23 protein-coding genes are annotated in these 25,651 nt (G+C 67.1%); 16 read left to right on the forward strand and 7 right to left on the reverse strand.

The window, feature by feature from the left end; translation table 11 throughout:
• Positions 1 to 235: 235 nt before the first annotated feature.
• Positions 236 to 598, reverse strand: a complete 363-nt coding sequence (locus ACIRA7_RS02725) for a four helix bundle protein (protein WP_396219264.1) — start codon at positions 596 to 598, stop codon at positions 236 to 238.
• A 126-nt stretch (positions 599 to 724) separates the two neighbouring features.
• Between ACIRA7_RS02725 and ychF the strand changes: the two genes are divergently transcribed.
• Together ychF and ACIRA7_RS02735 are read left to right on the forward strand one after the other, a co-directional pair.
• Entirely contained in the window at positions 725 to 1,828 is a 1,104-nt protein-coding gene (ychF, locus tag ACIRA7_RS02730) for a redox-regulated ATPase YchF (RefSeq protein ID WP_396219315.1), read from the forward strand.
• A 36-nt stretch (positions 1,829 to 1,864) separates the two neighbouring features.
• Positions 1,865 to 2,653 (forward strand): DUF3108 domain-containing protein, encoded by a 789-nt coding sequence (locus ACIRA7_RS02735; RefSeq protein WP_396219265.1) that lies wholly within the window; start codon positions 1,865 to 1,867, stop codon positions 2,651 to 2,653.
• Positions 2,654 to 2,669: 16 nt separating this feature from the next.
• Here ACIRA7_RS02735 and ACIRA7_RS02740 read toward each other — a convergent pair whose 3' ends face one another.
• Complete coding sequence (locus ACIRA7_RS02740) at positions 2,670 to 3,380, reverse strand: SOS response-associated peptidase (RefSeq protein WP_396219266.1); 711 nt, start codon at positions 3,378 to 3,380, stop codon at positions 2,670 to 2,672.
• Between the two features lie 149 nt (positions 3,381 to 3,529).
• Between ACIRA7_RS02740 and rpsF the strand changes: the two genes are divergently transcribed.
• The 13 genes from rpsF to ACIRA7_RS02805 all read left to right on the forward strand — a co-directional run bounded on the left by rpsF (position 3,530) and on the right by ACIRA7_RS02805 (position 19,820).
• Entirely contained in the window at positions 3,530 to 3,922 is a 393-nt protein-coding gene (gene rpsF / locus ACIRA7_RS02745) for a 30S ribosomal protein S6 (RefSeq protein ID WP_396219267.1), read from the forward strand.
• 3 nt (positions 3,923 to 3,925) lie between these two features.
• Positions 3,926 to 4,147, forward strand: coding sequence for a 30S ribosomal protein S18 (gene rpsR, locus ACIRA7_RS02750; RefSeq protein ID WP_171224949.1), 222 nt, complete (start codon positions 3,926 to 3,928; stop codon positions 4,145 to 4,147).
• A 2-nt stretch (positions 4,148 to 4,149) separates the two neighbouring features.
• Entirely contained in the window at positions 4,150 to 5,301 is a 1,152-nt protein-coding gene (locus ACIRA7_RS02755; protein WP_396219268.1) for a DUF2232 domain-containing protein, read from the forward strand.
• A 36-nt stretch (positions 5,302 to 5,337) separates the two neighbouring features.
• Positions 5,338 to 5,781: a 50S ribosomal protein L9 gene (gene rplI / locus ACIRA7_RS02760; protein ID WP_396219270.1), complete on the forward strand. Its 444-nt coding sequence runs from the start codon at positions 5,338 to 5,340 to the stop codon at positions 5,779 to 5,781.
• A 157-nt stretch (positions 5,782 to 5,938) separates the two neighbouring features.
• Positions 5,939 to 6,322 (forward strand): ribosome silencing factor, encoded by a 384-nt coding sequence (gene rsfS, locus ACIRA7_RS02765; RefSeq protein ID WP_396219271.1) that lies wholly within the window; start codon positions 5,939 to 5,941, stop codon positions 6,320 to 6,322.
• Positions 6,323 to 9,580 (forward strand): hypothetical protein, encoded by a 3,258-nt coding sequence (locus tag ACIRA7_RS02770; RefSeq protein WP_396219272.1) that lies wholly within the window; start codon positions 6,323 to 6,325, stop codon positions 9,578 to 9,580.
• A 106-nt stretch (positions 9,581 to 9,686) separates the two neighbouring features.
• Positions 9,687 to 11,192, forward strand: a complete 1,506-nt coding sequence (locus tag ACIRA7_RS02775) for an SPOR domain-containing protein (RefSeq protein WP_396219273.1) — start codon at positions 9,687 to 9,689, stop codon at positions 11,190 to 11,192.
• A gap of 74 nt (positions 11,193 to 11,266) precedes the next feature.
• A complete protein-coding gene (locus ACIRA7_RS02780) occupies positions 11,267 to 12,574 on the forward strand; it encodes an SPOR domain-containing protein (protein ID WP_396219274.1) in 1,308 nt (435 codons plus the stop codon).
• The gene (gene smc / locus ACIRA7_RS02785; protein ID WP_396219275.1) at positions 12,574 to 16,098 is read left to right on the forward strand and encodes a chromosome segregation protein SMC; all 3,525 of its coding nucleotides are present in this window, start codon (positions 12,574 to 12,576) and stop codon (positions 16,096 to 16,098) included. Before ACIRA7_RS02780 ends, smc begins: the two co-directional genes overlap by 1 nt.
• Positions 16,095 to 17,153 (forward strand): hypothetical protein, encoded by a 1,059-nt coding sequence (locus ACIRA7_RS02790; RefSeq protein ID WP_396219276.1) that lies wholly within the window; start codon positions 16,095 to 16,097, stop codon positions 17,151 to 17,153. Before smc ends, ACIRA7_RS02790 begins: the two co-directional genes overlap by 4 nt.
• Before the next feature lie 25 nt (positions 17,154 to 17,178).
• Positions 17,179 to 17,949 (forward strand): MBL fold metallo-hydrolase, encoded by a 771-nt coding sequence (locus ACIRA7_RS02795; protein WP_396219277.1) that lies wholly within the window; start codon positions 17,179 to 17,181, stop codon positions 17,947 to 17,949.
• A 9-nt stretch (positions 17,950 to 17,958) separates the two neighbouring features.
• Complete coding sequence (aroF, locus tag ACIRA7_RS02800; protein ID WP_396219278.1) at positions 17,959 to 19,008, forward strand: 3-deoxy-7-phosphoheptulonate synthase; 1,050 nt, start codon at positions 17,959 to 17,961, stop codon at positions 19,006 to 19,008.
• 113 nt (positions 19,009 to 19,121) lie between these two features.
• Entirely contained in the window at positions 19,122 to 19,820 is a 699-nt protein-coding gene (locus ACIRA7_RS02805) for an outer membrane lipoprotein carrier protein LolA (RefSeq protein ID WP_396219279.1), read from the forward strand.
• Positions 19,821 to 19,842: 22 nt separating this feature from the next.
• Here ACIRA7_RS02805 and ACIRA7_RS02810 read toward each other — a convergent pair whose 3' ends face one another.
• Genes ACIRA7_RS02810 through prfA form a run of 5 tightly spaced genes read right to left on the reverse strand, consistent with a single transcriptional unit; the run spans position 19,843 to position 24,592 of the window.
• On the reverse strand, positions 19,843 to 21,492 hold the full coding sequence (locus tag ACIRA7_RS02810) for a S41 family peptidase (protein ID WP_396219280.1): 1,650 nt from the start codon (positions 21,490 to 21,492) through the stop codon (positions 19,843 to 19,845).
• Positions 21,485 to 22,216 (reverse strand): dTMP kinase, encoded by a 732-nt coding sequence (gene tmk / locus ACIRA7_RS02815; RefSeq protein ID WP_396219281.1) that lies wholly within the window; start codon positions 22,214 to 22,216, stop codon positions 21,485 to 21,487. Before tmk ends, ACIRA7_RS02810 begins: the two co-directional genes overlap by 8 nt.
• Complete coding sequence (locus tag ACIRA7_RS02820) at positions 22,209 to 22,559, reverse strand: YlbF family regulator (protein WP_396219282.1); 351 nt, start codon at positions 22,557 to 22,559, stop codon at positions 22,209 to 22,211. Before ACIRA7_RS02820 ends, tmk begins: the two co-directional genes overlap by 8 nt.
• Positions 22,560 to 22,602: 43 nt before the next feature.
• A complete protein-coding gene (prmC, locus tag ACIRA7_RS02825) occupies positions 22,603 to 23,529 on the reverse strand; it encodes a peptide chain release factor N(5)-glutamine methyltransferase (protein WP_396219283.1) in 927 nt (308 codons plus the stop codon).
• Positions 23,522 to 24,592: a peptide chain release factor 1 gene (prfA, locus tag ACIRA7_RS02830; RefSeq protein WP_396219316.1), complete on the reverse strand. Its 1,071-nt coding sequence runs from the start codon at positions 24,590 to 24,592 to the stop codon at positions 23,522 to 23,524. Before prfA ends, prmC begins: the two co-directional genes overlap by 8 nt.
• 252 nt (positions 24,593 to 24,844) lie before the next feature.
• On the opposite strand from prfA, the gene ACIRA7_RS02835 reads away from it, so the two are divergent.
• On the forward strand, positions 24,845 to 25,579 hold the full coding sequence (locus ACIRA7_RS02835) for a Crp/Fnr family transcriptional regulator (protein WP_396219284.1): 735 nt from the start codon (positions 24,845 to 24,847) through the stop codon (positions 25,577 to 25,579).
• Positions 25,580 to 25,651 lie beyond the last annotated feature (72 nt).

The raw sequence follows: 25,651 nt of genomic DNA on the forward strand, positions 1-25,651 counted from the left end.
CGCGAGACTCACGTGAGTTTCGGGTCACGAGTTCGAGTCCCGGGTCATGGGTAACTCACCACCCCAAACGCTGACTCGCGACGCGAGACTCACGTGAGTGTCGGGTCACGAGTTCGAGTCCCGGGTCGTGGGTAACTCACAACCCCAAACGCTGACTCGCAACGCGAGACTCACGTGAGTCTCGGGTCACGAGTTCGAGTCCAGGGTCATGGGTAGTCCCGGCTGGTGGGCGACGTCAGGCACCGTTTTCCAGTACGCGCCGCCGGAGCACGATGAGCATTTTCCGGACGGCAATGACGTCGTCGATCAATGGCATGACGGCCTCAGCTGGCATCACGGCGGTGCGGAGCGCGAGATCGAGGTGGCTCTCCGTTTCCGACGCGGAGGCGATCGCCATTTGCAGGTATCGCGCGAAATCACGTGAGCCGGCGGCATTGGCACCCTCGGCGATGTTTGCGGCGATGGATTGCGCGGCTCTCCGCAGTTGGCTTCTCAGCGACACGACATCTCGCCCGCTGAGGGCCGCCGTCGCGCCATACACCGTGGCGGCAAAGCTTTGCGCCCGATCCCAGACTTTGAGCTTCTTGAAGTCTTGCATCCGGAGAACCTGGCAGGGAGCACCCACCAGATTGTCACCAGAATTCCGCCCCCCGCTACATTTCACCGCGGGCGGAGCGCGTCGCGACTCCCTTCCCCCACCTCCGTACTCCCTCCTTCGTTTTTCATCGTGCTTCAACTCGGCATCGTCGGACTCCCCAACGTCGGCAAATCCACGCTCTTCAACGCCCTGACCTCGGCCAAGGCAGAAGCGGCGAACTATCCCTTCTGCACCGTCGATCCCAATGTCGGCATGGTGGAAGTGCCCGACGCGCGACTGGCGAAGCTGACCGAGATCGTGCAGCCCAAGCGCACGCTGCCGGCGGCGGTGCAGTTCGTCGACATCGCCGGGCTCGTGAAGGGGGCGTCGCAGGGCGAGGGGCTGGGCAACAAGTTCCTGCAGAACATCCGCGAAACGGACGCGATCGTCCACGTGATCCGGTGCTTCGCCGACGATGACGTGACGCACGTGATGGGCTCGCCCGACCCGGCGCGCGACAAGGAAACCATCGAGCTCGAGCTCGCCCTCGCCGACTTGGCTGTTGTGGAAAAGCGCCTCGACAAGGTGAAACGCGCGGCCAAGGCGAACGACAAGGACGCCTTGGCGGAGTTGCCGGCGCTGGAAGCCGCCTTCGCGACGCTGTCTGAAGGGATGCCGTTGCTTCGCGGCGGACTGTCGTCGGAGCACATGCTCTCGTTGGCCGGACTGCAGCTCATCACCGCGAAGCCGGTCTTGTATGCCGCGAATGTCACCGACGCCGAGCTGGCGGGCGACGAGGGCCCGTATCTCAAGGCATTGCGCGATGCCGTGGCGGCCACCGGCGAACACGCCGAGATCGTGGCCTTCTCAGCCAAGATCGAAGCCGAACTGTCGGAGCTGCCGCCCGAAGAGCGGAGCGAGTTCCTCGCCTCGCTCGGCATCGAAACGGCCGGCCTCGACCGTCTCATTCAGGGTGGCTACCACCTGCTCGGCCTGCAGACGTACTTCACGGCGGGTGAACAGGAAGTGCGCGCTTGGACCATTCATCGTGGCGACACCGCACCGAAGGCCGCCGGCGTCATCCATACCGACTTCGAGAAGGGCTTCATTCGCGCCGAGACGGTGGCCTACCAGGACTTCATCACGCACGGCGGCTGGAAGACGGCGAAAGAAAAGGGGGCGGTGCGCTCGGAAGGGAAGGAGTACGTGGTGCAGGACGGCGATGTGCTGCTGTTCCGTTTCAACGTCTAGCCGACCCTTTTCGCCCGCGGCGGGTAGCAGGTCGCCATGATGATCGGTTCCAGGACCTTGGCGGTGATGGCCGCGCTGGCGATCGCGAGCGGGTCGTTGCCGCTCGCCGCGCAAGCACCGGATGCGGCGGGCAGTCGTGCCGTCCAGCGACTTCCCGCCAACGCGGTGGCCGTGCCATTCATGGTCGGCGAACGGCTCGACTATGAAGTGCGCTTCGGCTCATTGAAGGTGGGCAATGGCAGCATGGAGGTGCGCGAGATCGCAGAGGTGCGTGGGCGTGCCGCATGGCATACGGTGTTCACGATCTCCGGCGGTATGCCGTTATATCGCGTGAATGACTTGTACGAATCGTGGTTCGACGTGACCACGCTCAATTCGCTCCGCTACCATCAGGATGTCGACGAGGGCAGCTACGAACGGACGCGTCGCTACGAGATCTTCCCCGAGCGCGGCATGTTCCGGGAGAACGAGTCCCCCGAGGAGCCGACCGTCGCGAATCCGCTCGACGATGGGTCGTTCCTGTACTTCGTGCGCACGGTTCCCCTGGACGTGGGCAAGTCGTACGAATTCCCGCGCTACTTCAAGGCCGCCGGCAATCCGGTGCGTATCCGCGTACTCCGCAAGGAGACGATCACGGTGCCGGGGGGGACCTACAAGACCGTCGTGCTGCAGCCCACGTTTCAGACGAAGGGCATCTTCAGCAAAAACGGCAGAGCCGAAGTGTGGATCACCGACGACGAGCGCCGCCTGATGGTGCAGATGAAATCGAAGCTGAGCTTCGGGTCGCTTAACCTGTACCTTCGCCGATCGAGCGGTACCAAGTAGCCGTTCGAATCGGTCGTCAGTCGTCGAAGTACTGCTCGCTGCGCTGCGCATCCGAGCGCACGAGCGGGGTGGCACACTGCGGATCGTCATTGCGGGTGGCGTTGACCCACGTTTTCACCTGATAGGCGTGCAGCGGTCCGTCATATGGGCGCAGTAGCCGGGCCGCATCGGCGGGGGGCGTCTCGGGATCGAGCCATGCCTCCACGTCGCTGAGCGGCAGAATGACCGGCATGCGATGATGAATCGACTCCATCGTCGCGTTCGCCTCCGTCGTGATGATGCAGCACGTGAGCACGGGATCGGCGATGGGATCATGCTTCGGCTGCCATCGGTCCCACAGGGCCGCGATCACGAACGGCGCGTCGTCGGGCAGTCGGATGCACCATGGCTGCTTCCCCTGATGCCCGGGGACCACCTGCCATTCGTAGAAGAGGTCGGCCGGTAGGAGCCCGCGCTGTTGCTTGAAGGCGGCGCGGAACGCCGGTTTGGCCCCGATGCCTTCGGCGCGGGCGTTGGCGAGCTTCTGCCCGATCCCGGGGTCATCGGCCCAGAACGGGATCAGCCCCCACTTCGCCATGTGTAGCGCGCGGGCGCCCCCCTCCTGCACCACCAAAGGCACCGACTGGGACGGTGCGACATTGTAGCGGGGAGCGAGCGCGGGAACGGTGACGCCCAGTGGGAGCGTCGCGAGTCGCGCGGGGTTGCTGAGTCCGTATCGGCCACACATGCTCGCAATGTACGGAGGGCCTCCCTTCCCTTCCAACCCCGGTCGGGCTAGGCTTAACGGCTCATCTGGAACGGATCACCGTTCCTCTGACCCTCCTCCCGCGGATCGGCACTGCGGGGGGCACCTTAGACCACAGGGAGGATTGCCGAGTGGCAAAGCTCAAAATCCGCCGCAACCCTACGCGGCGCTACGAAGCCGTGTACATCATCGATAGTGCGATCGAAGATGCGGCCATTCTGGAAAAGTTGGACAAGCTGCAGAGCCTGTTGAATCTCGCCGCGCCGGCTGAGATCGAGCATTGGGGCCGTCGCCAGCTCGCGTACAAGATCGGTCGTCACGAGACTGGCTACTACGCCATCTCCCGTTTCGAAACGACGCCCGCCGTGCTTCCCGAGTTCGAGCGTGCGCTCAAGCTCGATGAAGGGATCATCCGCTATCTCATCTCGCTCGCCGAGCATGAGTTGGGTGCCCCGAAGCTCAGCGATGAAGAGCTCGCTTCGCGCCGTCGCGCGAGCGATGACGACGACGACGACGAGGATTAAATCATGCGCCGCCAAAAGAAGCCCTGCCCGATCACGGAAGCGGGCATCCGCTACGTCGATTACAAGGATGACCGTCTGCTCGCCCGCTTCATCACGGACTACGGCAAGATCCTGCCGAGCCGCCTGAGCGGTGTCGACGCGCGTCACCAGCGTCAACTCTCGAAGGCCGTCAAGAAGGCGCGTTTCCTCGCGCTGCTGCCGTACGTGAAGGGGCAGACGGGCTGAGCATGATGGGAGCGGTCGCGTCGGAGGTCGCCGCGACCGCTCCTCAGGAGCGTGGGTGGCGGTGGTTTGTGTTTGCGCTGGTGCTGATGGTGCTCGTCACGGCCGCGCCGGCGTGGCCCGCGTCGCTGTCGCTCCTCTCCGCGGTCATTCGGCTGCTGCTGCCCATTGAGCAGTTCGCGCTGCTCGTCCTCGTGGCGATCGCCTCCTGTGCGATCATCGGTTGGTGGTCGGGCGGGCGGCTTGAGATGGCCCTGCTCTGGGTGGTGGTGGCTGGCTACGTGATCTGGAAGGTGCCCCTCCCGTTTACGGGGTACGGCGCGTTCGGACGCGGGTGGGCGCTCACGTTGGGTGCGTCGTTCGGCTTGGTCGGTCTGGCGTCGCCGCGTCAATCGCTACTCACGCGCGCGCTGGGAACGATCGGCGTAGCGGCGCTCGTCACGACCGCCGGCTTCACCACCCGCGCCACCGGTGGCAGTACGCTGTTTGACGGGCCGGCGCAGATGCTCTCTCAGGAGTATCAGCGCCGTCTCGGTGAGTCGCTGCAAAGCTGGCGCAGTCGGTCGGACACGGAGGCGTGGCGCGGGTTCGCGGAACGCTACCCCGAGGCCGCCGACCGCGCCACGCGGATGGAAAACCTGCTGGTCGCCCTCACGGAGCCAATCTCCGGCGCCGGCTCGGCACGTGGGTTGATCCCGGGGCCACTGGTCTCGATCGCGCCGGCGTTATTGGCGCTCGAGTCGCTCTTGGCGTTGGGGTTGGGGTGGGCCGCGTATCACCGGCTGTCGCGGGTGCGTATCGGTCCACCGCTGGGGGCGCTGCGCGACGTGCGATTCAACGACCAGTTGGTATGGGGGATCGTGGTCGGTGTGACCGTGCTGCTGTTGCCGACTCTCGCCGAGTGGCGAACGATCGGTGCGAATTTGTTGTGCTTTTTCGGGTCGCTGTACGCCTTCCGGGGCGCTGGCGTACTCACTTGGTGGATCCCCGACCGGCTCGCCGTTCCGGCGTTGCTTGTGTTGGTGGTGCTGGTCCCGATCCTAGGTCCGGTCTGGGGCGTGCTCGCCGTGCTGGCGGTCACCTTCGGCTTGGGGCTAGGTGACACCTGGCGTGACTTCCGAGCCGGCGCGCCGCCGCGCCGCTCGTCGCTGCGCTGACTTCTCACACCTTTTCTCGCTGGACCCGGAGCTCCCATGGAAGTCATCCTTCGTAACGCCGTCGACAAGCTCGGACATCCTGGTGACATCGTCTCCGTGTCCGCCGGCTTCGCCCGCAACTTCCTGATTCCGCGCGGCTTCGCGTTTGAAGCCACGACCGGCAATCGCAAGCGCATCGCGCTGGAAAAGGGGCGTCTCGAGGCGCTCGAGTCCGAGCGCGTCGCCGCCGCCCAAGCCATCGCGGACAAGCTGGCCGAGGTCTCCGTGACCTTCGCCGCGCGCGTGGGCGAAGAAGGCAAGCTGTTCGGCTCCGTCACCACGGCCGATATCGCCCACCAGCTGGAGGCGCAGGGCTTCCACATCGAAAAGCGCCAGATCGAACTCAACGAGCCGATCAAGGCGCTTGGCGTCTACCGCGTGGGCATCCGCCTGCACGCCGACGTGAAGCCCGAGATCAAGGTCTGGATCATCAAGCAGTAACCGGCACCGCGTCGCCGGCATTGGGGGAGTCCGGACTCGGACTCCCCTTTTTTTGCCCCTGTCCGACTCGCTGTCCAGCACGCAACGTTCCCAGATGCGCTGGGGTACAGCAGTAGGACCGCCGCATTCCATCTTTCGAATCCTCCCGACTCCATACATGGCTGAACGTCCGCCAAGTCCCGGCGAATCCATCGCCCGCCGCGCCGCTGCCCTCGCCAGTGACATGAAGGCCAACGATATCCTCGTCCTCGATTTGCGCGGGGTGACGGATATGACCGACTTTTTTGTTATTGCCAGTGGGACCTCCGACACGCACGTCCGTGCCGTGGCGGAGCACATCCAGGCAGGGTTGAAAGAGGGTGGCGTGTCTACCACCATGACGGAAGGCCTCACACAAGGACGATGGGCGCTGCTGGACTATGCGCACACGGTCATCCATGTCTTTCATCCGACGTTGCGGCAGTACTATCAGCTTGAGCGGCTGTGGGGCGACGCAACGCCGGTATCTCTGAACACCGAATCCATGCAGGGAGCCCGGTAAATGCCGCAGGCGCAGCGTTGGACACGATGGGGAGCGGCTCTCGTCTTCGCGATCGTCTCGATCGCGTCGCCGCTTCATGCCCAGTACTTCGGGCAGAATCAGGTCCAGTACGATCGGCTGCGCTGGCGCGTCATCGAAACCGAACACTTCCAGATTCACTACTATCCGGAAATCGCCGATGTGGCGCCGGATGCCGCCCGCATGGCCGAACGGTCGTACGCGCGGCTCTCGCGCCTCATGGCGCATCAGTTTCGCGAGAAGAAGCCGGTCCTGATCTTCGGCTCGTCGGGCGACTTCGCGCAGAGCAACGTGTTCGGCGATCTCGGCGAAGGCACGGGCGGTGTGACCGACCCGCTGCGCCAGCGCATGGCGCAGTTCTTCAGCGGCGACTGGGCGAGCTTCGAACACGTGCTCCAGCACGAAATGGTGCACGTGTTCCAGTTCGACATCTTCTCGCGCGGTCGGGCCGGCGCAGGGCTGCAGAACCTGGCGATGGTGAACCCACCGCTCTGGTTCATGGAAGGACTCGCCGAATACTTCTCGATCGGCGAACAGCACCCGTGGACCGACGCCTGGGTGCGCGATGCCGTGACCAACAACGCGCTCCCCACCATCCAGCAGATGACGGAGCGCCCCGACAAGTATTTCCCGTACCGCTACGGGTTGTCCGTGTGGCAGTACGTGGGCGCGCGGTGGGGCGACGAAGTCATTGGCGAGATCATGAACGCCGTGCCCAGCCTCGGCATCGACCGCGCCTTCCGTCGCGAAATCGGCCTCTCACTCGACGAGCTCAGCGCCGAGTGGAAGCAGGCCATGCAGAGCAAGTATCTGCCGACCGTGGCCGAGCTGCAGCGTCCGCGCAGCTTCGCCGAACCGCTGCTGTCGCAGAAGCGCTCGGGGAGCATCGCCAGCCTGTTCGTGGCGCCGGCGCTCTCCGACGACGGCAAGTACATCACGTACATCGCGTACGGCAGCTTCCTGCGCGGCGAAGTGTTCCCCGACATGTACCTCGCGAATGCCGAGACGGGGAAACGTATTGCCCGCCTGGTCAAGACGACCACGAATCCGGACTTCGAGCAGCTGCGTTTCATCTACTCGCAGCCGTCGTTCTCTCCGGACGCGAAGCTGCTGGCCTTCACCGGTCAGAGCGGCGGACGCGATGTGCTGTACGTGATGGACGTGAAGAGCCGCAGCATCCTGAAGAGGTTCGACTTCGAACTCGATCAGGTGCTGAGCCCGAGCTTCTCGCCAGACGGTCGTCGCATCGTGTTCAGCGGCATGCGGCACGGCGCGAGCGATCTCTACATTGCGTCGCTCGACACCGACGGGTACACGCAGGTCACGAAGGATCCCTACGGCGACCTGCAGCCGCAGTGGTCTCCCGATGGGCGCACGATCGCCTTCACCAGCGACCGCGGCGACGACATGGATCTCGATATCCTGAAGATCGGGAAGTGGAAGCTGTCGCTGCTCGATCTCGAGACGCAGAAGGTCACGATCGTCGAGGGACAAGGCGGACGAAGTCTCAATCCGCAGTGGGCCCCCGACGGCAAGTCGCTGGCGTACATCACCGACCGCACGGGCATCGCCAACATCTTCTTGTACGACCTGGAGTCGAAGGAACACTACCAGCTCACGAACGTGCTGGGGGCCGTGACGGCCGTGGCCGAACAGTCGCCCGCCATCACGTGGGCGCGCGGCGCCGACGTGCTGGCCTTCGTGTACTACGAGAAGACCGACCACGCCATCTGGAAGCTCAAGAATCCGCGGTCGCTGAAGAAGGCACCGTATCGCGATCCAGTCGTGGTGGCGCAGGGTGGCATGCCGACCAAGCCGACCACAGGGCCCGTCGCGCCGATTGCACCGGTTAAGGTCGATCCCACCGCGCACCTGAATCGCGCCACGCTCAGCGACACCGCCGCGGCCCGCCAGTCGTTCTACCGGCCCACGGTCGGTGCCTCGGCGCGCGCGTCGGACGACCTGCCCGTGTCCGTGGCGGCACGGCTCGCCGAAACGGTCAGCGTACGCGCCCTGATGGACAGCTTCGACTTCAACCTTCCCGACTCCACCAAGTTCCGCGACTACCGCTACAAGGCGCGCCTCACGCCCGAGTATGTGGCGCAGCCGTCCATCGGGTACCAGCAGGGTGGATTCGGCCAAGGGACATTCGGCGGCACCACCGTCGTGCTCAGCGACCTGCTCGGCGACCGGCGACTCGCACTGTCCGGTGCCATCAATGGGCAGCTCAGCGATGCGCAGGTGTTCGTGGGCTACACCAGCCTCGGACGCCGGCTGCAGTACACCACCGGTGTGGTGCAACAGCCGGTCTACCTGTTGTCGAACTACGTGCAGGAGAACCTCGGCAACAACCAGTACGCGGAATCCCAGGAGATCACGCGGCTCGTGGTGCGGCAGGCGTTCGCGGCCGGTCTGTATCCGCTCAATCGCTTCACGCGATTCGAGTTGGGCGCGCGCTTCCAGAATATCGACCAGCAGGTGTTCCCCTTCACGCGCCTGGTGGACTACCAGCAGGGATACGCCACGGGTTTCGAGCGCGGTCGCACGCGCAACGTGGCGTCGGCCAACACCATCTCGCCGTACCTCGCGTTCGTCACCGACAATACCCTGTTCGGGAACACCGGCCCGATCACGGGGCGCCGACTGCGCCTGGAAGCGGAGCCGAGCATCGGCACGTGGAAATGGACGGAATATCTCGCTGATATCCGGGCCTACTACCCCATTCTTTTCAACTACGTCACGTTCGCCACGCGATTTACGGGCAGCATGTCCGTCGGGCGCGACGAGCTGCGCTTCCCCAAGTGGATCGGTCGTCCCGACTTCATCCGCGGGTACAACCGCGAGAATCTCGGCTCGATCACCTGCACCGGTCTGCCCACCGACGACGGCACCTCGTGCAACTCCGTCGAACTGATCGGCAGCCGGGTGGCCTTCGCCAATGCGGAGCTGCGTTTCCCGATCATCCGGAGCTTGGGCGCTCGCGTGCCCATCGGTCTCCCGCCGATCGACGGCCTGTTCTTCTACGACGCGGGCGTGGCCTGGTCGAAGGGGCAGCAGGTGGTGGCGAGCCGCCCCGAAGGGTACGACTTCGCCCGCCAGCGTGCGCTCCTGCAGAGTTATGGGTTCGGCATCCGCCTGAACTTGTTCAACATCGCCATCGTGCGCTGGGACTGGGCGGTCCCGGTCAGCCGCCCCGGCACGAAGGGCTTCGGAACGTGGTTCTTCGGGGCGAGCTATTGAGCGGCCGCCCCCGTCGAGCCGAGGGTTGAGCACACGGGGGACCGCGGGGGGATTTCCCCGCCCGTCCCCCCTCCCTGCTCCAGCCTCCGGCAGGTACTTTTCGCTCGTGCGCACGCTCCTTGTGACGGCGTTCGTGCTCCTCGCGTGCGGTGTTGCCGGCGGCTGTGCCGATCGCTCGTCCCGCCCCTCCGGAGCCGACGCCCCTCCCAGCATTCCCGGTGGTCCGGATCCGATCGTGTTGCGCGTTTCGCGCGACGGCGGCGTGGTGAGCGCTACGCGCTATCCGGACCTTGAGGCGACCCTGTGGCGATCGAGCGCGCGCGTCCCGGCCCTCGATCGTGTCATCGCCTTCGGCGCCGAAGATGGATACCTCGCGGCGGTCGACACGACGGGTGCGCCACTCCGCATCGATCTCCGCCTCGGCACCGTCACGACGTCGCGTACCGACGACGTGGCCGTGGCGTCCTCGGCCGACGGCGGCGCGATCTATGCCCTCACGACCGATGGTGAGATCACGCGCTATACTCCGAGCGGTGGCGACTGGCGCTTCCGGCCCACCCTGCCGGCGCACGCGCTGTACGCGCAAGCCGACGGCTCCCTGATCGTGGCCGGTGCCAAGGGCGACCGTGCCATCGTGTGGCGCGTGCGTCCCCCCGGACAGCAGGTCACCGACAGTCTGTCGTTCGACATCGGCGGCAATGAGGCCACATTGCGCCGGTCGCTCGGCGCCACCGCTGGCGCCGTCGGTGATCGCGTGTTCTTCGGCGGGAATGAAGAAGTCATTGCGGTCCGCACGCGCGATCTCGCGAAGGCGCTGGAGGTGGACATCGGCGACCCCGTCGCGGCGATCGCCGCCACACCAAGCGGTGACCGCCTGTTTGTCGCCATTACCGACGACGAGCGACTGCGCGTGGTCGATCGATTCGAAGAAGGTGTCACGAGCAAGATCAAGCTCCCCGGCGTGCCACGGGCGCTGCGTATGGACCCATTGGGTCGCGTGTTGCTCGCGCGCGGTGGTGCCGATTCCGTGTACGTGATCAGCCTGGGCAGCGACGAGGTCCTCGGCGTGGTCCGCAGTGAGTGGCGCGGTGATCTGCCGCTGGTGCTCCCCGACGGGGCGATCGCCACCACGCGCGGGGACGACGTGGTATTCGCCCATCCGGCGTCGCTGACCGACATGCGTACCGTAGCTGGCGGCGCCAAGCAGTTCTGGTATACGCTGCGGTGGAACGGCTTCCGCCCGCGCGCGGCCGGCCTCGATCAGCCCGTGCAGTTCCGCACCAGTGCCCCGCGCGATTCGGCGGACTATGCGGACAGCGCTGCGGCGCGCGGCCTGGCGCCCGACAGCGCGCGGCGTGACAGCACGCGGCGTGACACGGCAACCAGTGCAGTGTTCACCGTCTCCTTCGCGGCCGTGCTCGACGAGCAGCAGGCGCGTCAGGTGGCGTCGCGCGTTCGTGTGAACGGCGAATCGCCGCGTATTACGACGGCCGACCGTGCAGGGAAAACCGTCTATCGCGTCGTGCTCGGTCCGTACCCGACACGCGCCGACGCCGAGCGCGTCGGGAAATCGTCGGGACAGAGTTTCTGGATCTTCGAGGGGGCCCCGTGACGCCGCTGAGCCAGTCTGCATCGTGGGAGATGGAGGGTCGACGCTTGGCACCGTTGGTTGACGGCCTTTGCTCCGTGGTGATCGCCGCGACCGACTCCGCCGTTGCGGCGTCGACGGCGCTGGGTCTGGCCCGGGCCCAGGGAGAGCGCCGTCGCGTGGCGGTCGCCGACTTGATCGGTGAAGCACCGGCCATCGAGTCGCTGCTCACCGGTGACGATCCGCACGGCATCTCCGACAGCTTTCTCTACGGCGTGTCGCTCAACAAGATCGCGCGGCCGATGGCCGGGGCCGACAACGTCTTTCTGATGCCCAGTGGGACCGAGGCGGTAGCACACCACGCGGTCTATGCGAACGAGCGGTGGCGCCGTCTGGCGGCCGGCTTTCATCAAGTCGGCGCGCTTCTGGTTGTGATCGCGAATCCAACCGCTCCCGGTTTCGACGAACTGTGCGCCTACGTCGGCGCGCTGCTGCCGGTGGGTGACACCGTCTTCCCCACGCCGCCAGGCATCCCGCTGATTGCCGCACCGGCCGCGCCCGCTCCCGAACCACCGCGCGCGGCGCCGCGTCCAGCCGCCGCGCGCGCGCGCGAGGCCGCCGGGAAAGACGAGCCGAGCCGCCGCCGTCGCGCGATCGCGATCATCGCGGTGCTCGGCGCCGTTGCCGTTGCCGCCGGCGCCTTCTGGCCACAGCTGCTGGCGCGACTGCCGGAGCCGGTCGCGTCGCTCATCCTGGGAGGGCAGCGGGGGCCGGACAGCACGGCCATTGTCGTGCCACCCACGCCGATGGACACCGCCGTGCGCGGCGACAGCGCCCAGCGGGATTCACTGTTGCGCGACACCACGGGCGCCATTCTTTCCGCGCTGGACAGCGTGCGTCCGACCGGCCTGCCGCTCACCGTGGAAAACGCGGCCGATTCGGCCTCGGCGTCGCGGTATGCCGTGTATTTCGCGACCGCCAACACGCGGGCGGCCGCCATGCCCGACGCCCGCGTGCGCGCCCTCGATGCCGTGGCGCTCTCGCCCGTCGCAGAAGGCGATGAGCAGTGGTTCCGCGTCACGGTTGGGGCGGCAGCGACTCGCGCGCAGGCCGATTCCTTGCTCACCAAGCTGCGCACACAAAAGATCGTTGGATCAGGGAGCATTGTATCGGTCCCGTATGCGCTGCGTCTCGCGCGCAACGTCACACCGACCGACATCCCGACGCAACTCGCCGAACTGGCGGATCGCGGCATCATGGCGTACGCGCTGCTGCAGCCGGATGGCAGCGCCATCGTGTATACCGGCGCGTTCGAATCGCCGACGCAAGCGACGCTGCTTGCGGATTCTTTGCGCGCCCTGCGCGTCGCGCCTGTGCTGGTTTATCGAACTGGGAGAGCGTTCTAGTGCGTCTGACGAAGCTCGAAGTCCATGGCTTCAAGGCCTTTGCCGATCACCTGGAGTTTGTGTTCGAGAAGGGTGTGACCGCCATCGTGGGCCCCAACGGGAGCGGCAAGTCGAATGTCTCCGACGCCGTGCGGTGGGTGCTGGGCGAGCAGCGTGCGCGCGCGATGCGCGGCGCGAAGATGGAAGACGTGATCTTCCACGGTTCGTCGGCACGCAAGGCCGTCAACATGGCGGAAGTGTCGCTGCATTTCGACAACACGGAGGGCGAACTTCCGGTCCCGTTCAAGGAAGTCGTGATCACGCGGCGCCTGCTCCGGTCGGGCGAAAGCGAGTACCTCCTGAATCGCGCGCCGTGCCGGTTGCGTGACATTCAGGATCTCGTGCGCGGCACCGGCCTCGGTGCCGACTCCGGCGTGGTGATCGAAAGCAAGATGATCGATGCCTTGCTCTCCGATCGCCCGGATGAACGTCGCGAACTTTTCGAGGAGGCGGCTGGCGTCGGCCTGTATCGCGATCGCCGTCGCAGTGCGGAGCGCCGACTCGAAGAAACCACGGTTGATCTGGCGCGCCTCGACGACCTGATCAACGAGGTGCAGAGTCAGGTACGGTCACTCGCGCGTCAGCGTCGTCGTGCTGAACGGCACGCCGAGCTGACGACACGCCGCTTCCAGGTCGAGATCTCGTTGGCCACACGCGAAATGGCGGCGTGGCGCGACGAACTCGCGGCGCTCGATGGCCGTCTCGAAGCACTGCAGCTGGACGTCCCAGGCGGGGAAGAAGCCATCGCCCACGCCGAGGGGCTGCGCGAGGAAGCGCACGGTGCGCGTTCCGCCGCCGAAGCGAGCCGCCTGGAACTCGCGCGCCTCGCCGCCGAGCAGCGCGACAAGACGCAGAGGCTGGAGCGCGAACTCGCCGTCAGCGAGGAGCGCCAGCGCAGCACGACCATGCGCAAGCAGCGCGCCGAGGAAGAGCGGAAAGAGAACGAAGCGTTTGGCCGTCGTCTGCGCGAGGACCGTGAGCGCGCCGTCGGTGATCGCACGACGCTCGAGCAGGAACTGGCGGACGCCGGCGAGGCCCTGCGGGAGCGCCTCGCCGCCGAACAGACCACGCGTGAAGCCGTGCAGCAGGCCCGTGCGGTGCTCGAACAGCTCGAGCGCCAGGTGCGCGAGCATCGCGACCAGGCCCGTCGCCTCGAGCTCGATCGCGACGGTGCCTCGCGCGAGCACCTCGACACGCAGAACCGCCGCGAGGCGCTTGAGATCGAACGTCAGCAGCTGGCCGACGCGCTCGACGTCACCGAACGGGAGCTGATTACCGCGCGCGAGCAGGTCGCGATCACGCAGGCGAATGCGCAGGATGCGCTGCATGCGCTGGAAGGGGCCCGTCTGGCTGCCGCCACCGCCCGAACCGCCGACGCCGAATCGCGCAGTGCCCTCGCCAGTGCCGTGCAGGCGCGTACGGCACTGGAAGGCCGCTTAAATGCGTTGGCCGCGCTCGAACGTGAGCGCGTGGGGCTCGCCCCCTCTGCCGCCAAGCTGCTGAAGGAACGCGCGCGCTTCGGCGACGGCGCCGTGCTTGGTCCGCTCACCGACTTCCTCACCGCCGATGGCGAGGCCGCGAAGCTGGTGGAGCGCTACCTCGGCGCCACCATGCACGCGATCGTCGTGCGGGATGCCGATGCCGCAGCTGCCGTGCGCCGTTGGCACGCCGACACGCAGCCCGGTCCGCTGCTGCTGCTGCCGCTCGATGTGGTCACCGACCTTGGTGCCGATGCCGATGCCCTCGCAGGGAGCGTTCAGTCGTCGGGGGCGGCGTCGCGTTGGGTGCGCGCCCTGTTGGGCAAGGTGCGCGCCATCGACAGCGGTGAAGCGTTCGTCGACGAACGTGGGGCGGTGTTCCTGCCGGGGACGGCCACGGGCCCCGGCCCGCTGCAGCGTCGCGCCGAGATCACGCGGCTCGAGTCGGATCTCGCGGCGGCCGATGCGCGTCGCGATGAATGCGTGCTGGCGGCCGAAGCCGCCCGCTTGGCGCTCGGTGACGCCGAGCGTGCGCAGCAGGCCTGTATGGAAACGTCGAATCGTGCGCAGCAGGAATCGCGTCGCGCGGCCGATGTGCAGCAAGAGGTCGAACGGCGCCGCGAACGGGCTGAGCGCGAACTGCAGCAGTCGAGCGCCCTGGCCGAACGGCTCGTCTCGCGTCTCGAGGAGCTCGACGCGCGCACGAAGCAGCTGGCCCAGCAGGCCGAGGCGCTGCACGCGCGCGCCGGTGAAGCCGACGCCGACATCACCGACGCCCGCGAAGCGATGTCGGTGGCCGAGCGCGATCAGGAGCAGGCGCGTGAGGCACGGGCCACGTGGCAGGTCGCGCAGGCCCAGGCCCAGGCGCGTCTTTCGGTCGCGATCGACCGTGAGAAGCGCCTCAACGAAGAAGACTCCACGGCGGCGGCTCGTCTCGAGTCGCTGGCGCGCGAACTCACCAACCTCTCCGACGCCGACCAACAACTGGCGCAGCAGCTCGACGGTTGGCGCTCCGAGTTGGAAACGGAACAGAAGACCCTCGCCGATGCCGACGCGCGACTCGCCGACGCCGAGCGTGCGGTCGCCGCCGCCACCGGCGCGCTCGCCGACGCCGAGCGCATGCTCGACGAGGCACGCCGTCGCGCCTCGGCACTCGGCGAACAGCTCCACGGGGCACAGCTGCGTCACACCGAACTGTCGGGTCGCCGCGAAGCCATCCGTCAGCGTACGGAAACCGAATGGCGTCGTACGCTCGAGGATCTGCTGGCCGGATTCGAGGAGCTGGACCTCGAGACCGACGCCTTGCGAACCGAAGCGAAGCAGCTGCGCGAATCGCTCGACGAGTTGGGCCCGGTCAACCCGCTGGCCATCGAGGAGCACGAGGAAGAGCAGCGCCGACTGGAGTTCCTGACCGGTCAACGCAATGACCTCGTGGCGGCCAAGCAGTCGCTGCATCAGGCCATCCGCGAAATCGACAGTACGGCCCGCGAGCTGTTCCTGGCCACGTTCTCGCAGGTCCGCGAGAACTTCCGGCAGATCTTCTTGCGCATGTTCGGCGGCGGCGAGTGCGACCTGCGGCTCGAGAACCCCGACGCGCCGCTCGATTGCGACATCGAAATCCACGCATCACCGCGCGGAAAGAAGACGCAGCGCATCCACTTGCTGTCCAGCGGGGAGCGTGCGCTGGTGGCGCTGTCGCTGCTGTTCGGCATCTTCCTCACCAAGCCGAGCCCCTTCTGTCTCATGGACGAAGTGGACGCGCCACTCGACGACCAGAACATCGGCCGTTTCGTGAAGATGCTGAATGACTTCAAGACGCGGACCCAGTTCATCGTGATTACCCACAACCCGCGAACCACCTCGGAAGCCGCCGATGCGGTGTACGGTGTGACCATGCAGGAGCCGGGGGTGTCGTCGATCGTGAGCGTACGCCTGCGGGGTGGTCAGCAGGTGGACGAGACCGTCGTCCCCGACGAAGACTCCGCCGCGGAACCGTCACCAGCGTGATGGGCGACGCGCGGCGGCGTTGGTGGGGTGCCGCCGCGCTGTGCTGCGGCGCGGCGCTGACAACCCTGCCCCGGATCCTCGCGGGGCAGACCGTCATCGTGGACGGCCCTACGGCCGCGCTCTTGCCATCGATCACCCCGTCGCTCGTGGTCCGTGCGCTCGGCTTCGCGAACGCGCGCCCGCTGCGCGTGCGGGTGCAGATCGCGACGTCGGCCGATTTCGGTGCCGCGTCGATCGCGGTGGATTCGACGTTCACCACGTCGGACACGACCATCGCCGTGCAGATCACGCGCGCCCTTCCCAGCGACGGGACGGTGTTCTGGCGAGCCGGCGTGCAGGGTGCGTCGGGCCTGTCGGCCGATTCGCCGGTCACCGGTCCGCGCACCGTGCCCACGTGGCTCACCCTCATTACGCCGAATTCGCCAACGGGCGACATCTTTGATCTCCGGCGTCCGCTGTTCGTCTGGAAAAGTGCGCGTGTCACCCCCGCCGCCGGCCCGTGGACCTACGCAGTAGAGATCACCAATGCGGGGCGTCCGGAACAGGCCACCACGGGTCTGCGCGACACCACCTTTCGCGCCGCGACCAACCTGCAGGCCAACACGTCGTACCGGTGGAGTGTGCGCGCCACGCTCCCCAACGGGGACTTCGTGCGCGTGGCGAGTCTCGCGTCGTTCCTGATCGTCGATCCGCCGCTGCCGACCACCACGATCTTATATCAGAACTTCCCGAACCCGTTTCCATCGGCCACAGCGTTCAGCACGTGCTTCTGGTTTGACGTGGGCGAGCCCGGCGGCGCGGTGTCGCTGGACGTGCTCGACCTTCGCGGGAACGTGGTGCGCACGATCGTCCCCGCGCTCGACGGCGTCACCCAGTTCGCCGCTGGCCGCTACGGCCGCGGCGCGCCGGGTGCCGGCAGCAACTGCGACAATCGGTTCGTGTGGGATGGCACGGCCAGCGACGGCCGCACCGTCGCCCCCGGCGTGTACGTGGCGCGGTTTCAGAGTGGAACCGGCGCGCCGACCTTCCGGCGCATGCTGTTCAAGGGACGCTGAGCATGAACCTTACGAGCGGCTCACCATGAAGCTCACCACAGTGGGTACGGGCACGGCTGCGCCGCACGCCAACCGGGTCAGTGCGGCGCATCTGGTGGAATGCGGTGGTGTCGCCGACACCGTCCGCCTGCTGCTCGACTGCGGCAGTGGCTCGGTGCATCGCATGGCCTCGCTTGGCGTGGACTGGACGACGATCACGCATGTGGCCATCACGCACTTCCATGCCGACCACATCAGTGATCTGCCGTTGCTGCTGATGGGCTGGCGATGGGGCCAGCTGCCGCCGCGCAGCGCCCCGGTGACGCTGTACGGGCCGCCCGGAACCGGCGCCCTGATCGAGCGCATGGCCAGCGTGTACGGTGCCTGGATGCTGGCGCCCGGCTTCCCGTTCACGGTCCGGGAACTGCTTCCCGACGAGATCGTGAAACTGGGCGGGCCCGTGACGCTGATGTCGCAGCCGGTACCCCATACGGCGGAGAGCGTAGCATATTCCGTGAGCGACGGGGAACGCCGTCTCGTGTACACCGGCGACACCGGGGTGAGCGAGGCGCTCGGGGTGTGGTCGGCCGGGTGCGACCTGCTGCTGGCCGAGTGCTCGTTGCCCGAGTCGATGGCCATTCGCGAGCACCTCACCCCGCGACAGGCCGGACAGCTCGCCGCTCGCGCCGCCGCGCGTCGACTCGTGTTGACGCATTTCTATCCGCCGGTAGAAGCCGCGAGCATTCTCGGTGAAGTGGCGGAGTGCTACACCGGCCCGGCGGTCCTGGCGACCGACGGCTGGTCCATCGAATTCTGAGGACGTGCCATGCTGGTCGTAATGCAGCCCAACGCGAGCGCCGCCGACATCGACAAGGTCTGCGATGAGATCGTGCGGCAGGGCTTCAAGCCCCTCCCCATGCCGGGCGCGGTGCGCACGGCGATCGGTCTCCTGGGCGACGACGCACAGGTGGATTGGTCGTACATCGAGGGGCTCCCCGGCGTGGCGAATGTCCTCATCGTGCAGAAGCCATATCGACAGGCCTCGCGTGAATGGAAGAACGAGAACACCATCGTCGAGATCGCCCCGGGTGTGCGCGTGGGCGGCCGTGATGTCGTGGTGTTCGCCGGCCCCTGCTCGGTGGAAACCGAAGCACAGATTCTCGCGTCGGCGCATGCGGTACGGAGTGCCGGCGCGCACGCGTTGCGCGGCGGTGCCTTCAAGCCCCGCTCATCGCCGTACGCGTTTCAAGGGCTCGGCCTCGAGGGGCTCAAGCTGCTCGCGCTCGCCCGAAACGAAACGGGACTCGCCATCGTGACAGAAGCGATGGACGAGCGCGGAGCCGACATGGTGGCCGAGTATGCGGATTGCATCCAGATCGGTGCGCGCAACATGCAGAACTACTCGCTGCTGCGTCACGTGGGCAAACTCGGCAAGCCCGTGCTGCTCAAGCGCGGCATGGCGGCCACCATTAACGATTTGCTGCTGAGCGCCGAGTACGTGCTGTCGGAAGGCAACCCGAACGTGATCCTGTGCGAGCGTGGGGTGCGCACCTTCGACAGCGCCACACGCAACCTGTTCGATCTCACGGCGATCCCGGTGGTGCAGAAGCTGTCGCACCTGCCCATCGTGGCTGACCCGAGCCACGGCACGGGGCTGCGCGACAAGGTCACACCGATGGCGCGCGCCGCAGTCGCGGCAGGTGCCGACGGGATCCTCGTGGAAGTGCATCCCACGCCCGACAAGGCCCTCTCCGATGGTGCGCAGTCGCTGTATCCCGAGCAGTTCACCGAGCTCGTTCGGCAACTGCGCCTGATCGCGGGCGCCATCGACCGACAGCTGGCCCCCACGCCGCCGATGCCGGCGGCGCGGGCGTAACCGCCCGCATCGCGCCGTCGCCCGTTGCGGACCACCGTCGACGCGCCGTCCCTCACGACGTTCAGCCGGGACCCGCGAGGGCACCGGCACTGCCCCTGCGTGTAGTCCCTCCTATGAGCACTCTGAATCAATTCACGGCCCGCGCGATCCTCATGGTCGCTGTGGCCCTGCCGGCGTCGGCTCCTCTGGCGGCGCAGAGCACCGCCGAGGCGGAGGCGGCCTACGCGCGCGTGGCCACGTCGTGGTCCACCACGCGCACCTTGCAAGCCAACTTCGATCAATCGATCACGAATCCGATCCTCGGTCGCACCGTGACCTCGCGCGGGGTGTTCGTGCAGGAGCGACCGAACCGCGTGTCGATCACCTTCATCGACCCGGCCGGCGATCGTATTGTCGGAGACGGCAAGAGCCTCTGGGTGTATCTACCCAGCAGCACCCCGGGGCAGGTGCTGAAGCTGCCGGCCGATGCGGACGGGGCAATTGTGGCGGACCTGCTTGGGCAGCTGCTCGACACCCCGCGCCGCGCGTTCACCATCACCGGCGGCGAAAGCGCGTCCATTGACGGACGCAGCACTCGTCGCGTCCAGCTGGTGCCGAAGAACCCCAGCACGGTGCCATTCAGCAAGGCCACGCTGTGGCTCGACGACAAGGACGCGCGCCCGGTGCGCGTGCAAGTGCTCGACCAGCAGGGCGTCGATCGCACCATCACGCTCACCAGCTGGTCGCCCAACGCCGTGTTGCCGAAGGACGCGTTCGTGTTCGTCACGCCCAAGGGCGTGAAAGTCTCGACGAAGATCCCCGGCAGTCGTTAGCGCGACACGCTCACGTGGCTCGCTAACGAATCGCCGGCGGCACGTCGATGGCGCGCTGCTCGAGCTTCGCGAAGACGTCGCGTGGGCTGCGCGTGCCCTGCAACAGCTCCGTTGCGCGCTGCAGCGCGCTGTCATCCTGGGTGCGACGCACGAAGTCGGCATCGGCACCGAAGGCGATCCGCGTCATCTCGTAGCCCAGCGAGCGCGAGATCCACGGCGAGGCACTGTCAAAGATGAAGCGTGGCGGGGCCACGCGGCGGGACACCAGATCGGCATACAGCGCGTCCAGCATAGCCGGTGTGACCGGATCACCGGGACCGTTCATCGTGCGTTTCTGCAACTGTGCCTGCTTGGCAAGCGCATCACGGTACGCCCCGGCATTCTTGCCCATCGCCCGCGCCAACGCCTGCACCTGCATCGGCGTCGTAGTATCACCGACGATCACATCCGGCGTGATCCCACCGCCACCGAACACGGTGCGCCCCGCATCCGTGCGAAAGCGCGGACGGATGGTATCGGGCAGCGACACCTCGGCGCTGTCATCGAACTCGGCGTCACGGTCGCGCGGCGCCGGGCGATTGATGCTCCGCCCCACGGGCGTGTACCACCGCGCCGTCGTCAGACGCAATGCACCACCGCTCGACAGCGGGTACACGTTCTGGGCACTGCCCTTCCCGAAGGACGTCACGCCCAACACGATGGCACGATCGTGATCCTGCAACGCACCGGCCACGATCTCCGACGCGCTCGCGCTGGCGCGGTCCACCAGCACCGCCAGCGGCAACGTGGGCCAGCGCTGCGGCAGACTGTCGGTGAACACTTGTGGCTGCGACCCTGGACGCGCGCGCAACTGCACGATGCTCTGGCCGCCATCGAGGAACAGTTCGGCCACGGCCACGCCCTGTTCGAGCAGGCCGCCGGGATTGCCACGCAAGTCCATGATGAGCGAACGCGCCCCGAGCTTCACCACGGAATCGACCGCCTCACTGAGCTCCGCCGCCGTCTGCGCGCTGAACACGTTCACGTCCACGTAGCCCACACCGTTCTGCAGCAGTTGCACCCGCTGCACGGCTCGCAGATGCACCTTGTCGCGCAGCAGCGTGAAGTTCACACGGGCATCGCCGCGCTCGACCGTGAAGGTCACGCGCGATCCGGGTGGGCCACGCATCGCCTTCGACGTTTCGTCGCGCGACCAGCCGCGCGTCGATTCTGTCCCGACCAGCACCACCCGGTCGCCGACCAGGACACCGGCGCGCTCCGATGGGCCACCGACAATCGGCTCGATGACCACCGGCCAGCCATCACGCACATCGATCTGCAACCCGACGCCCGCGTACGTGCCGCTGATCTGCTCGTTCAACCGACGCAGGCGGTCTTCGGCCAGATACGTGGTGTACGGATCCTTCAGCTCGCGCAGCAAGCCGGCGACCGCCTTGTCGTAGATCGCGCTGCCATCGAGCGAGTCCACATACTTCCTCGCCACGGCCGCGACCACCTGATCGAACAGGCGCGCGCCACCCAGCGGCGCCCGCGTCTGCCGCGAGGCGGCGGTGAGATCACGCCCCGCCCACCAGCCCCCAAGCGACAACAGCCCCACGAACAGCGCGGCCGCCGCCAGCGCGCGCGAACGGCGCCGCGTCGGCGGCGGCGAATCCGGCAGTTGCTCAGCCATGCGTCACCTCGATCGCCGACATCCGCCCCTCCTCCTTTGGCCCCTCGGAAAAACGATCGGGCCACGTGGCCGCCAGCGCCGCTAAACAGCGCATCGTCACCACTTCGACGTCGCCCCCCGCATCGACGGCAACGACCGGACCGGTCTCGGGATGCTCCGCCTGCCATGCCGGCTGCAGTGCCTCATCGAACGCCGCGCGCACGCGCTGGTGGAACGCCGCATCCTCGCGTTCCATGCGATCGGCGCCGCCACGCGCATGCATGCGCGCCATCGACTCGTCGAGCGGCAACGACAGCAGCAGGGTGAGATCGGGCGCCAATCCGCCCGTGGCGAACGCGTTCACCTCGCGCAGCGCCGTCAGCGACAGGCCGCGGCCACGCCCCTGATACGCGTACGTCGACAACAGGAAGCGGTCGACCAGCACCACCGCGCCTCGATGCATCGCCGGGGCGATGACGTCGCGCACCAACTGCGCACGCGACGCCGCGAACAGCAGCGCCTCGGTTTGCGCGGCGAGCGCCGAAGCGGGATCGAGCAACACGGCGCGCAACGCATCACCGGTCGGCGTACCACCGGGCTCGCGCAACGCCACAACGTCGTGACCGGCCGCCAGAAGCCGATCGGCGAGGCGCCGCCACTGCGTCGTCTTGCCGACCCCCTCTCCGCCTTCCAGCACGACGAAGCACCCGCCGGTCGCGCCCGACATCGCCGAGCGATCAGCCAAGGATGATGGAGCTGGTGGCACCAGCGCGAATGCCGTCGGCGATCCACTGATTCACGCGCAGCATGAGCTTGTCGAAATTGTCCTGCGCCGAGATCGCGGCCTGGTAGGCGCTGTTGCCCTGCACCTGCTGCAGCAGCGTATCGAGCTGCTGCTCCATCTCGTTCGTCGGCTCCTCGCCACGATCGATCATCGCCTGCGCGTCCTGACGGATCTTCTCCATCTGACGCAGCACCGTGGTGGCGTCACGATCGTTGTTGAGGGCCTCGCTGCTGCGCTTCACGGCCTTGTACTCGTCGCTTTGACCGATCGTGCGGCCTAGGTCCTTCGCCTTGCTTTCGAGCATGAAGATCGGCCTCCTCGGCCGAGTAGGAGCAATGGAGTGAGAATCACGCCGGGACGTGCTGCGCGAGGACGACGCGGTCGCGACCAGTGAGATCGCGCCCCACCGTGACCTGTTGGTACCCCTGAGTCGTGGCCAGTGCCGCCGTCTGCTGCGCGCGCCGGGCATCGACCTCGAACACCACCCAGCCGAACGGCTCCAGCAGCTCGTGTGCGCCGGCCAGAATAGCCGCGTAGCGGGCCATGCCCTGATCGGACGCCACCAACGCCACGGTGGGCTCCCAGTCCCGCACACTGCGGGGAAGGGCGGCCGTTTCGCTGTACGCAATGTAGGGCGGGTTGGCCACAATGACACGGGCCCTGATACCCCGGAGCGGCGCCAGATCGGCCCCGGGACGGAACTCCACGGGCGACGCGTGGGGCGCTGCGGCCGCCACCAACGCGGCGTTCGCGGCGGCGACCGCGAGCGCCTCGTCGGAGAGATCGGTCGCGATGACCCGCGAAAACCGGCCTTCTGTCGCCAGACTCAGGGCAATCGCACCGGAGCCGGTGCCGATGTCGACCGCGATGCCACCGGGATGATTGGCCGTGAGGCGTAGCGCCTCACCGACCACGATTTCGGTCTCGGGGCGCGGAATGAGCACCCGGCGGTCTACCTGTAGCACCAGCTGGCGGAACGGCGCGGTGCCGACGCAGTACGCCATCGGCTCCCCGAGCGCCCGCCGTCGCGCCGCCCGATCGATCGAGGCCGCCTCGATGCCCGACGCGTGCCGGCCATCCGACAGCAGGCGCCCCAGCTCCCCCGGCGTCACATCCAGCACCGCCGCTACGAGCCAGCGGGCCTCGCGATCCGCGTCGCCCCCGGTGAATTCCGCCCCCGCCGCCCGGGCGTCCTCGGCCAGCCACGCCGACGCCGACAGCAACCGCGCGACCTCATGCAGCACGTCGCGGAGCAGCCGACCACCGTCAGTCACTCAGGCTCTCTTCCGCATTCGCCAGCGCGATCGCTTCGAGGAATGGTCCCAAGTCGCCGTCGAGCACGCGGTCGATGTCGTACAGCGTGACGCCCACGCGGTGGTCGGTCACGCGGCCCTGCGGGAAATTGTACGTGCGAATCTTGGCCGACCGGTCGCCGGTGGAGACCTGCGACTTCCGCATGCGCGAGCGCTCCGCCTCCTGCTCCGACAACCGGAGGTCGAGCAAGCGCGCCCGCAGCACTTCCATGCCCTTGGCCTTGTTCTGCAGCTGCGACTTCTGGTCCTGCTGCGAGACCACCAAGCCGGTGGGAATGTGCGTGATGCGGACCGCCGAATCGGTGGTGTTCACACTCTGGCCACCCGGTCCCGACGAGCGGAAGACGTCGATGCGCAGGTCCTTGTCTTCGATCTTGACATCGACTTCCTCGGCTTCAGGAAGCACCGCGACCGTGGCCGCGGACGTATGGATGCGTCCCTGCGATTCGGTGGCCGGCACGCGCTGTACGCGATGCACGCCAGACTCCCAGCGCAACACGCCGAAGGCGCCATCGCCGATCACCTTGAACACCGCCTCCTTCACACCGCCCAGCGTGCCATCGGAATAGGAAATCCCCTCGATGCGCCACCCTCTCCGCTCGATGAAACGCGTATACATGCGGAGGAGATCGGCGGCGAAGAGCGCGGCTTCATCGCCGCCGGTGCCGGCCCGCAGTTCGAAGATGGCCGGGCGATCGTCGAGCGGATCCCGCGGAATGAGCAACGGGAGGAGCGCCTTCTCCAGCGCCGCGCACTCCTGTTCGAGCCGCTCGACCTCGGCCTTGGCTTCAGCCGCAAAATCGGGGTCGTCCCCGTTGGCCATCTCGCGGGCATCGGCGAGCTCAGCCTCGGCCTTGGTGTAGCGGTTCACCTTCTGAACGACCTCGGCCAGACGATGGTGCTCGCGACCAAGTGCAGCAAGCCGCGGCGCGTCCTTCACCGTTTCCGGATCGGCCAGCAGCTGCTCCACTTCGGTGGCGCGACGCAGCGCGTCGGCCATACGGTCGCGAAGATGGGTCAGCATGGAGTGGGTGTGCTCGAGTTCGGAAGGCGTCGCGATGTCGATCACGGCGAGGCACGTGAACGGCATCCTGCTCGTCGGCTCGGTCGACAGCATCGACCGAACCGCAAACCGCCATGGCGGGTATAACCGGAAGATAACGCGTCATCCGCTCCAGAGCAGGTTCGAAGGCCTCCGCCGTGAGCTTGCCGCCTGCTTCTCCCGTGGTGCTGGCACAGCCTCCCCGTGTCGGCACCCGCCCCGAGGACACACACGATGGTCACGTTCGGCACAACGCCCCCGCGAATCGCTCCGCCCACGACGAGCGTCTCGCTCGATCGGATCACGGATTTTCTCGCCACCGTTCCCCTGTTCCGTGAGCTCGAACGGTCAGTCGTCCGTGCATTTGCCGAGCTCACGCGCGAGCAGCGCTTCGCCAAGGGAGCGGTCATCGTCACCGAAGGCGATCCCGGTGATGCGTTGTATGTGGTGCGCTCCGGCGAGGTCAAAGCGGTGCTCAGCCGCGACGACGGCCGCGAAGTGATCCTCGACGTCTTCACCGTCGGCGCCCACTTCGGCGAGCTATCGCTCATCGACGGACGTCCGCGCTCGGCCCACGTCGTGGCCACCCAGCCCTCCAGCGTGCTGGTGCTTCGCCGAGACGACTTCCGCCGTCAGGTGGAAGCGAGCCCGCAGGTCGCGTGGCGCCTCATGGTCGAGCTGTCACGCCGCCTGCGTCAGGCCAACGGGACCATCGGCAGCCTCGTGTTGCTCGACGTACCGGGGCGGGTGGCCAAGGTGCTGCTGGAGCAGGCCGCCGTGGGAGTGCCGGCGACTCTCGTGAAGCCGCTCACACACCAGACAACCGCGCGGATGATCGGCGCCAGCCGCGAGACGGTGTCGCGCGCGATGGCCGACTTTCAGGAGAAGGGATTGATCTCGGTGCACCGACGCGTGGTCACCATCGTCGATCGCGCCGCACTCGAAGCCCGCGCGCGGTCGCGCGGCTGAGTCCGTGCGACAAGGCAGAGCAGCGGGCGAATGTGAGAGACACGTTTGGGGGAACGGCGCCAAGAGTGAACG

This window comes from Gemmatimonas sp. (assembly GCF_044376735.1).
Lineage (GTDB): Bacteria > Gemmatimonadota > Gemmatimonadetes > Gemmatimonadales > Gemmatimonadaceae > Gemmatimonas.

Coding starts and splice junctions, on each gene's coding strand:
- ACIRA7_RS02835 (WP_396219284.1), top strand. CDS start 24,845: ATGGTCACGTTCGGCACAACGCCCCCGCGAATCGCTCCGCCCACGACG.
- ACIRA7_RS02725 (WP_396219264.1), bottom strand. CDS start 598: ATGCAAGACTTCAAGAAGCTCAAAGTCTGGGATCGGGCGCAAAGCTTT.
- ACIRA7_RS02820 (WP_396219282.1), bottom strand. CDS start 22,559: ATGCTCGAAAGCAAGGCGAAGGACCTAGGCCGCACGATCGGTCAAAGC.
- ACIRA7_RS02810 (WP_396219280.1), bottom strand. CDS start 21,492: ATGGCTGAGCAACTGCCGGATTCGCCGCCGCCGACGCGGCGCCGTTCG.
- ACIRA7_RS02755 (WP_396219268.1), top strand. CDS start 4,150: ATGATGGGAGCGGTCGCGTCGGAGGTCGCCGCGACCGCTCCTCAGGAG.
- rsfS (WP_396219271.1), top strand. CDS start 5,939: ATGGCTGAACGTCCGCCAAGTCCCGGCGAATCCATCGCCCGCCGCGCC.
- ACIRA7_RS02805 (WP_396219279.1), top strand. CDS start 19,122: ATGAGCACTCTGAATCAATTCACGGCCCGCGCGATCCTCATGGTCGCT.
- ACIRA7_RS02740 (WP_396219266.1), bottom strand. CDS start 3,380: ATGTGTGGCCGATACGGACTCAGCAACCCCGCGCGACTCGCGACGCTC.
- aroF (WP_396219278.1), top strand. CDS start 17,959: ATGCTGGTCGTAATGCAGCCCAACGCGAGCGCCGCCGACATCGACAAG.
- rplI (WP_396219270.1), top strand. CDS start 5,338: ATGGAAGTCATCCTTCGTAACGCCGTCGACAAGCTCGGACATCCTGGT.
- prfA (WP_396219316.1), bottom strand. CDS start 24,592: ATGCTGACCCATCTTCGCGACCGTATGGCCGACGCGCTGCGTCGCGCC.
- ACIRA7_RS02770 (WP_396219272.1), top strand. CDS start 6,323: ATGCCGCAGGCGCAGCGTTGGACACGATGGGGAGCGGCTCTCGTCTTC.
- ACIRA7_RS02795 (WP_396219277.1), top strand. CDS start 17,179: ATGAAGCTCACCACAGTGGGTACGGGCACGGCTGCGCCGCACGCCAAC.
- rpsR (WP_171224949.1), top strand. CDS start 3,926: ATGCGCCGCCAAAAGAAGCCCTGCCCGATCACGGAAGCGGGCATCCGC.
- ACIRA7_RS02735 (WP_396219265.1), top strand. CDS start 1,865: ATGATGATCGGTTCCAGGACCTTGGCGGTGATGGCCGCGCTGGCGATC.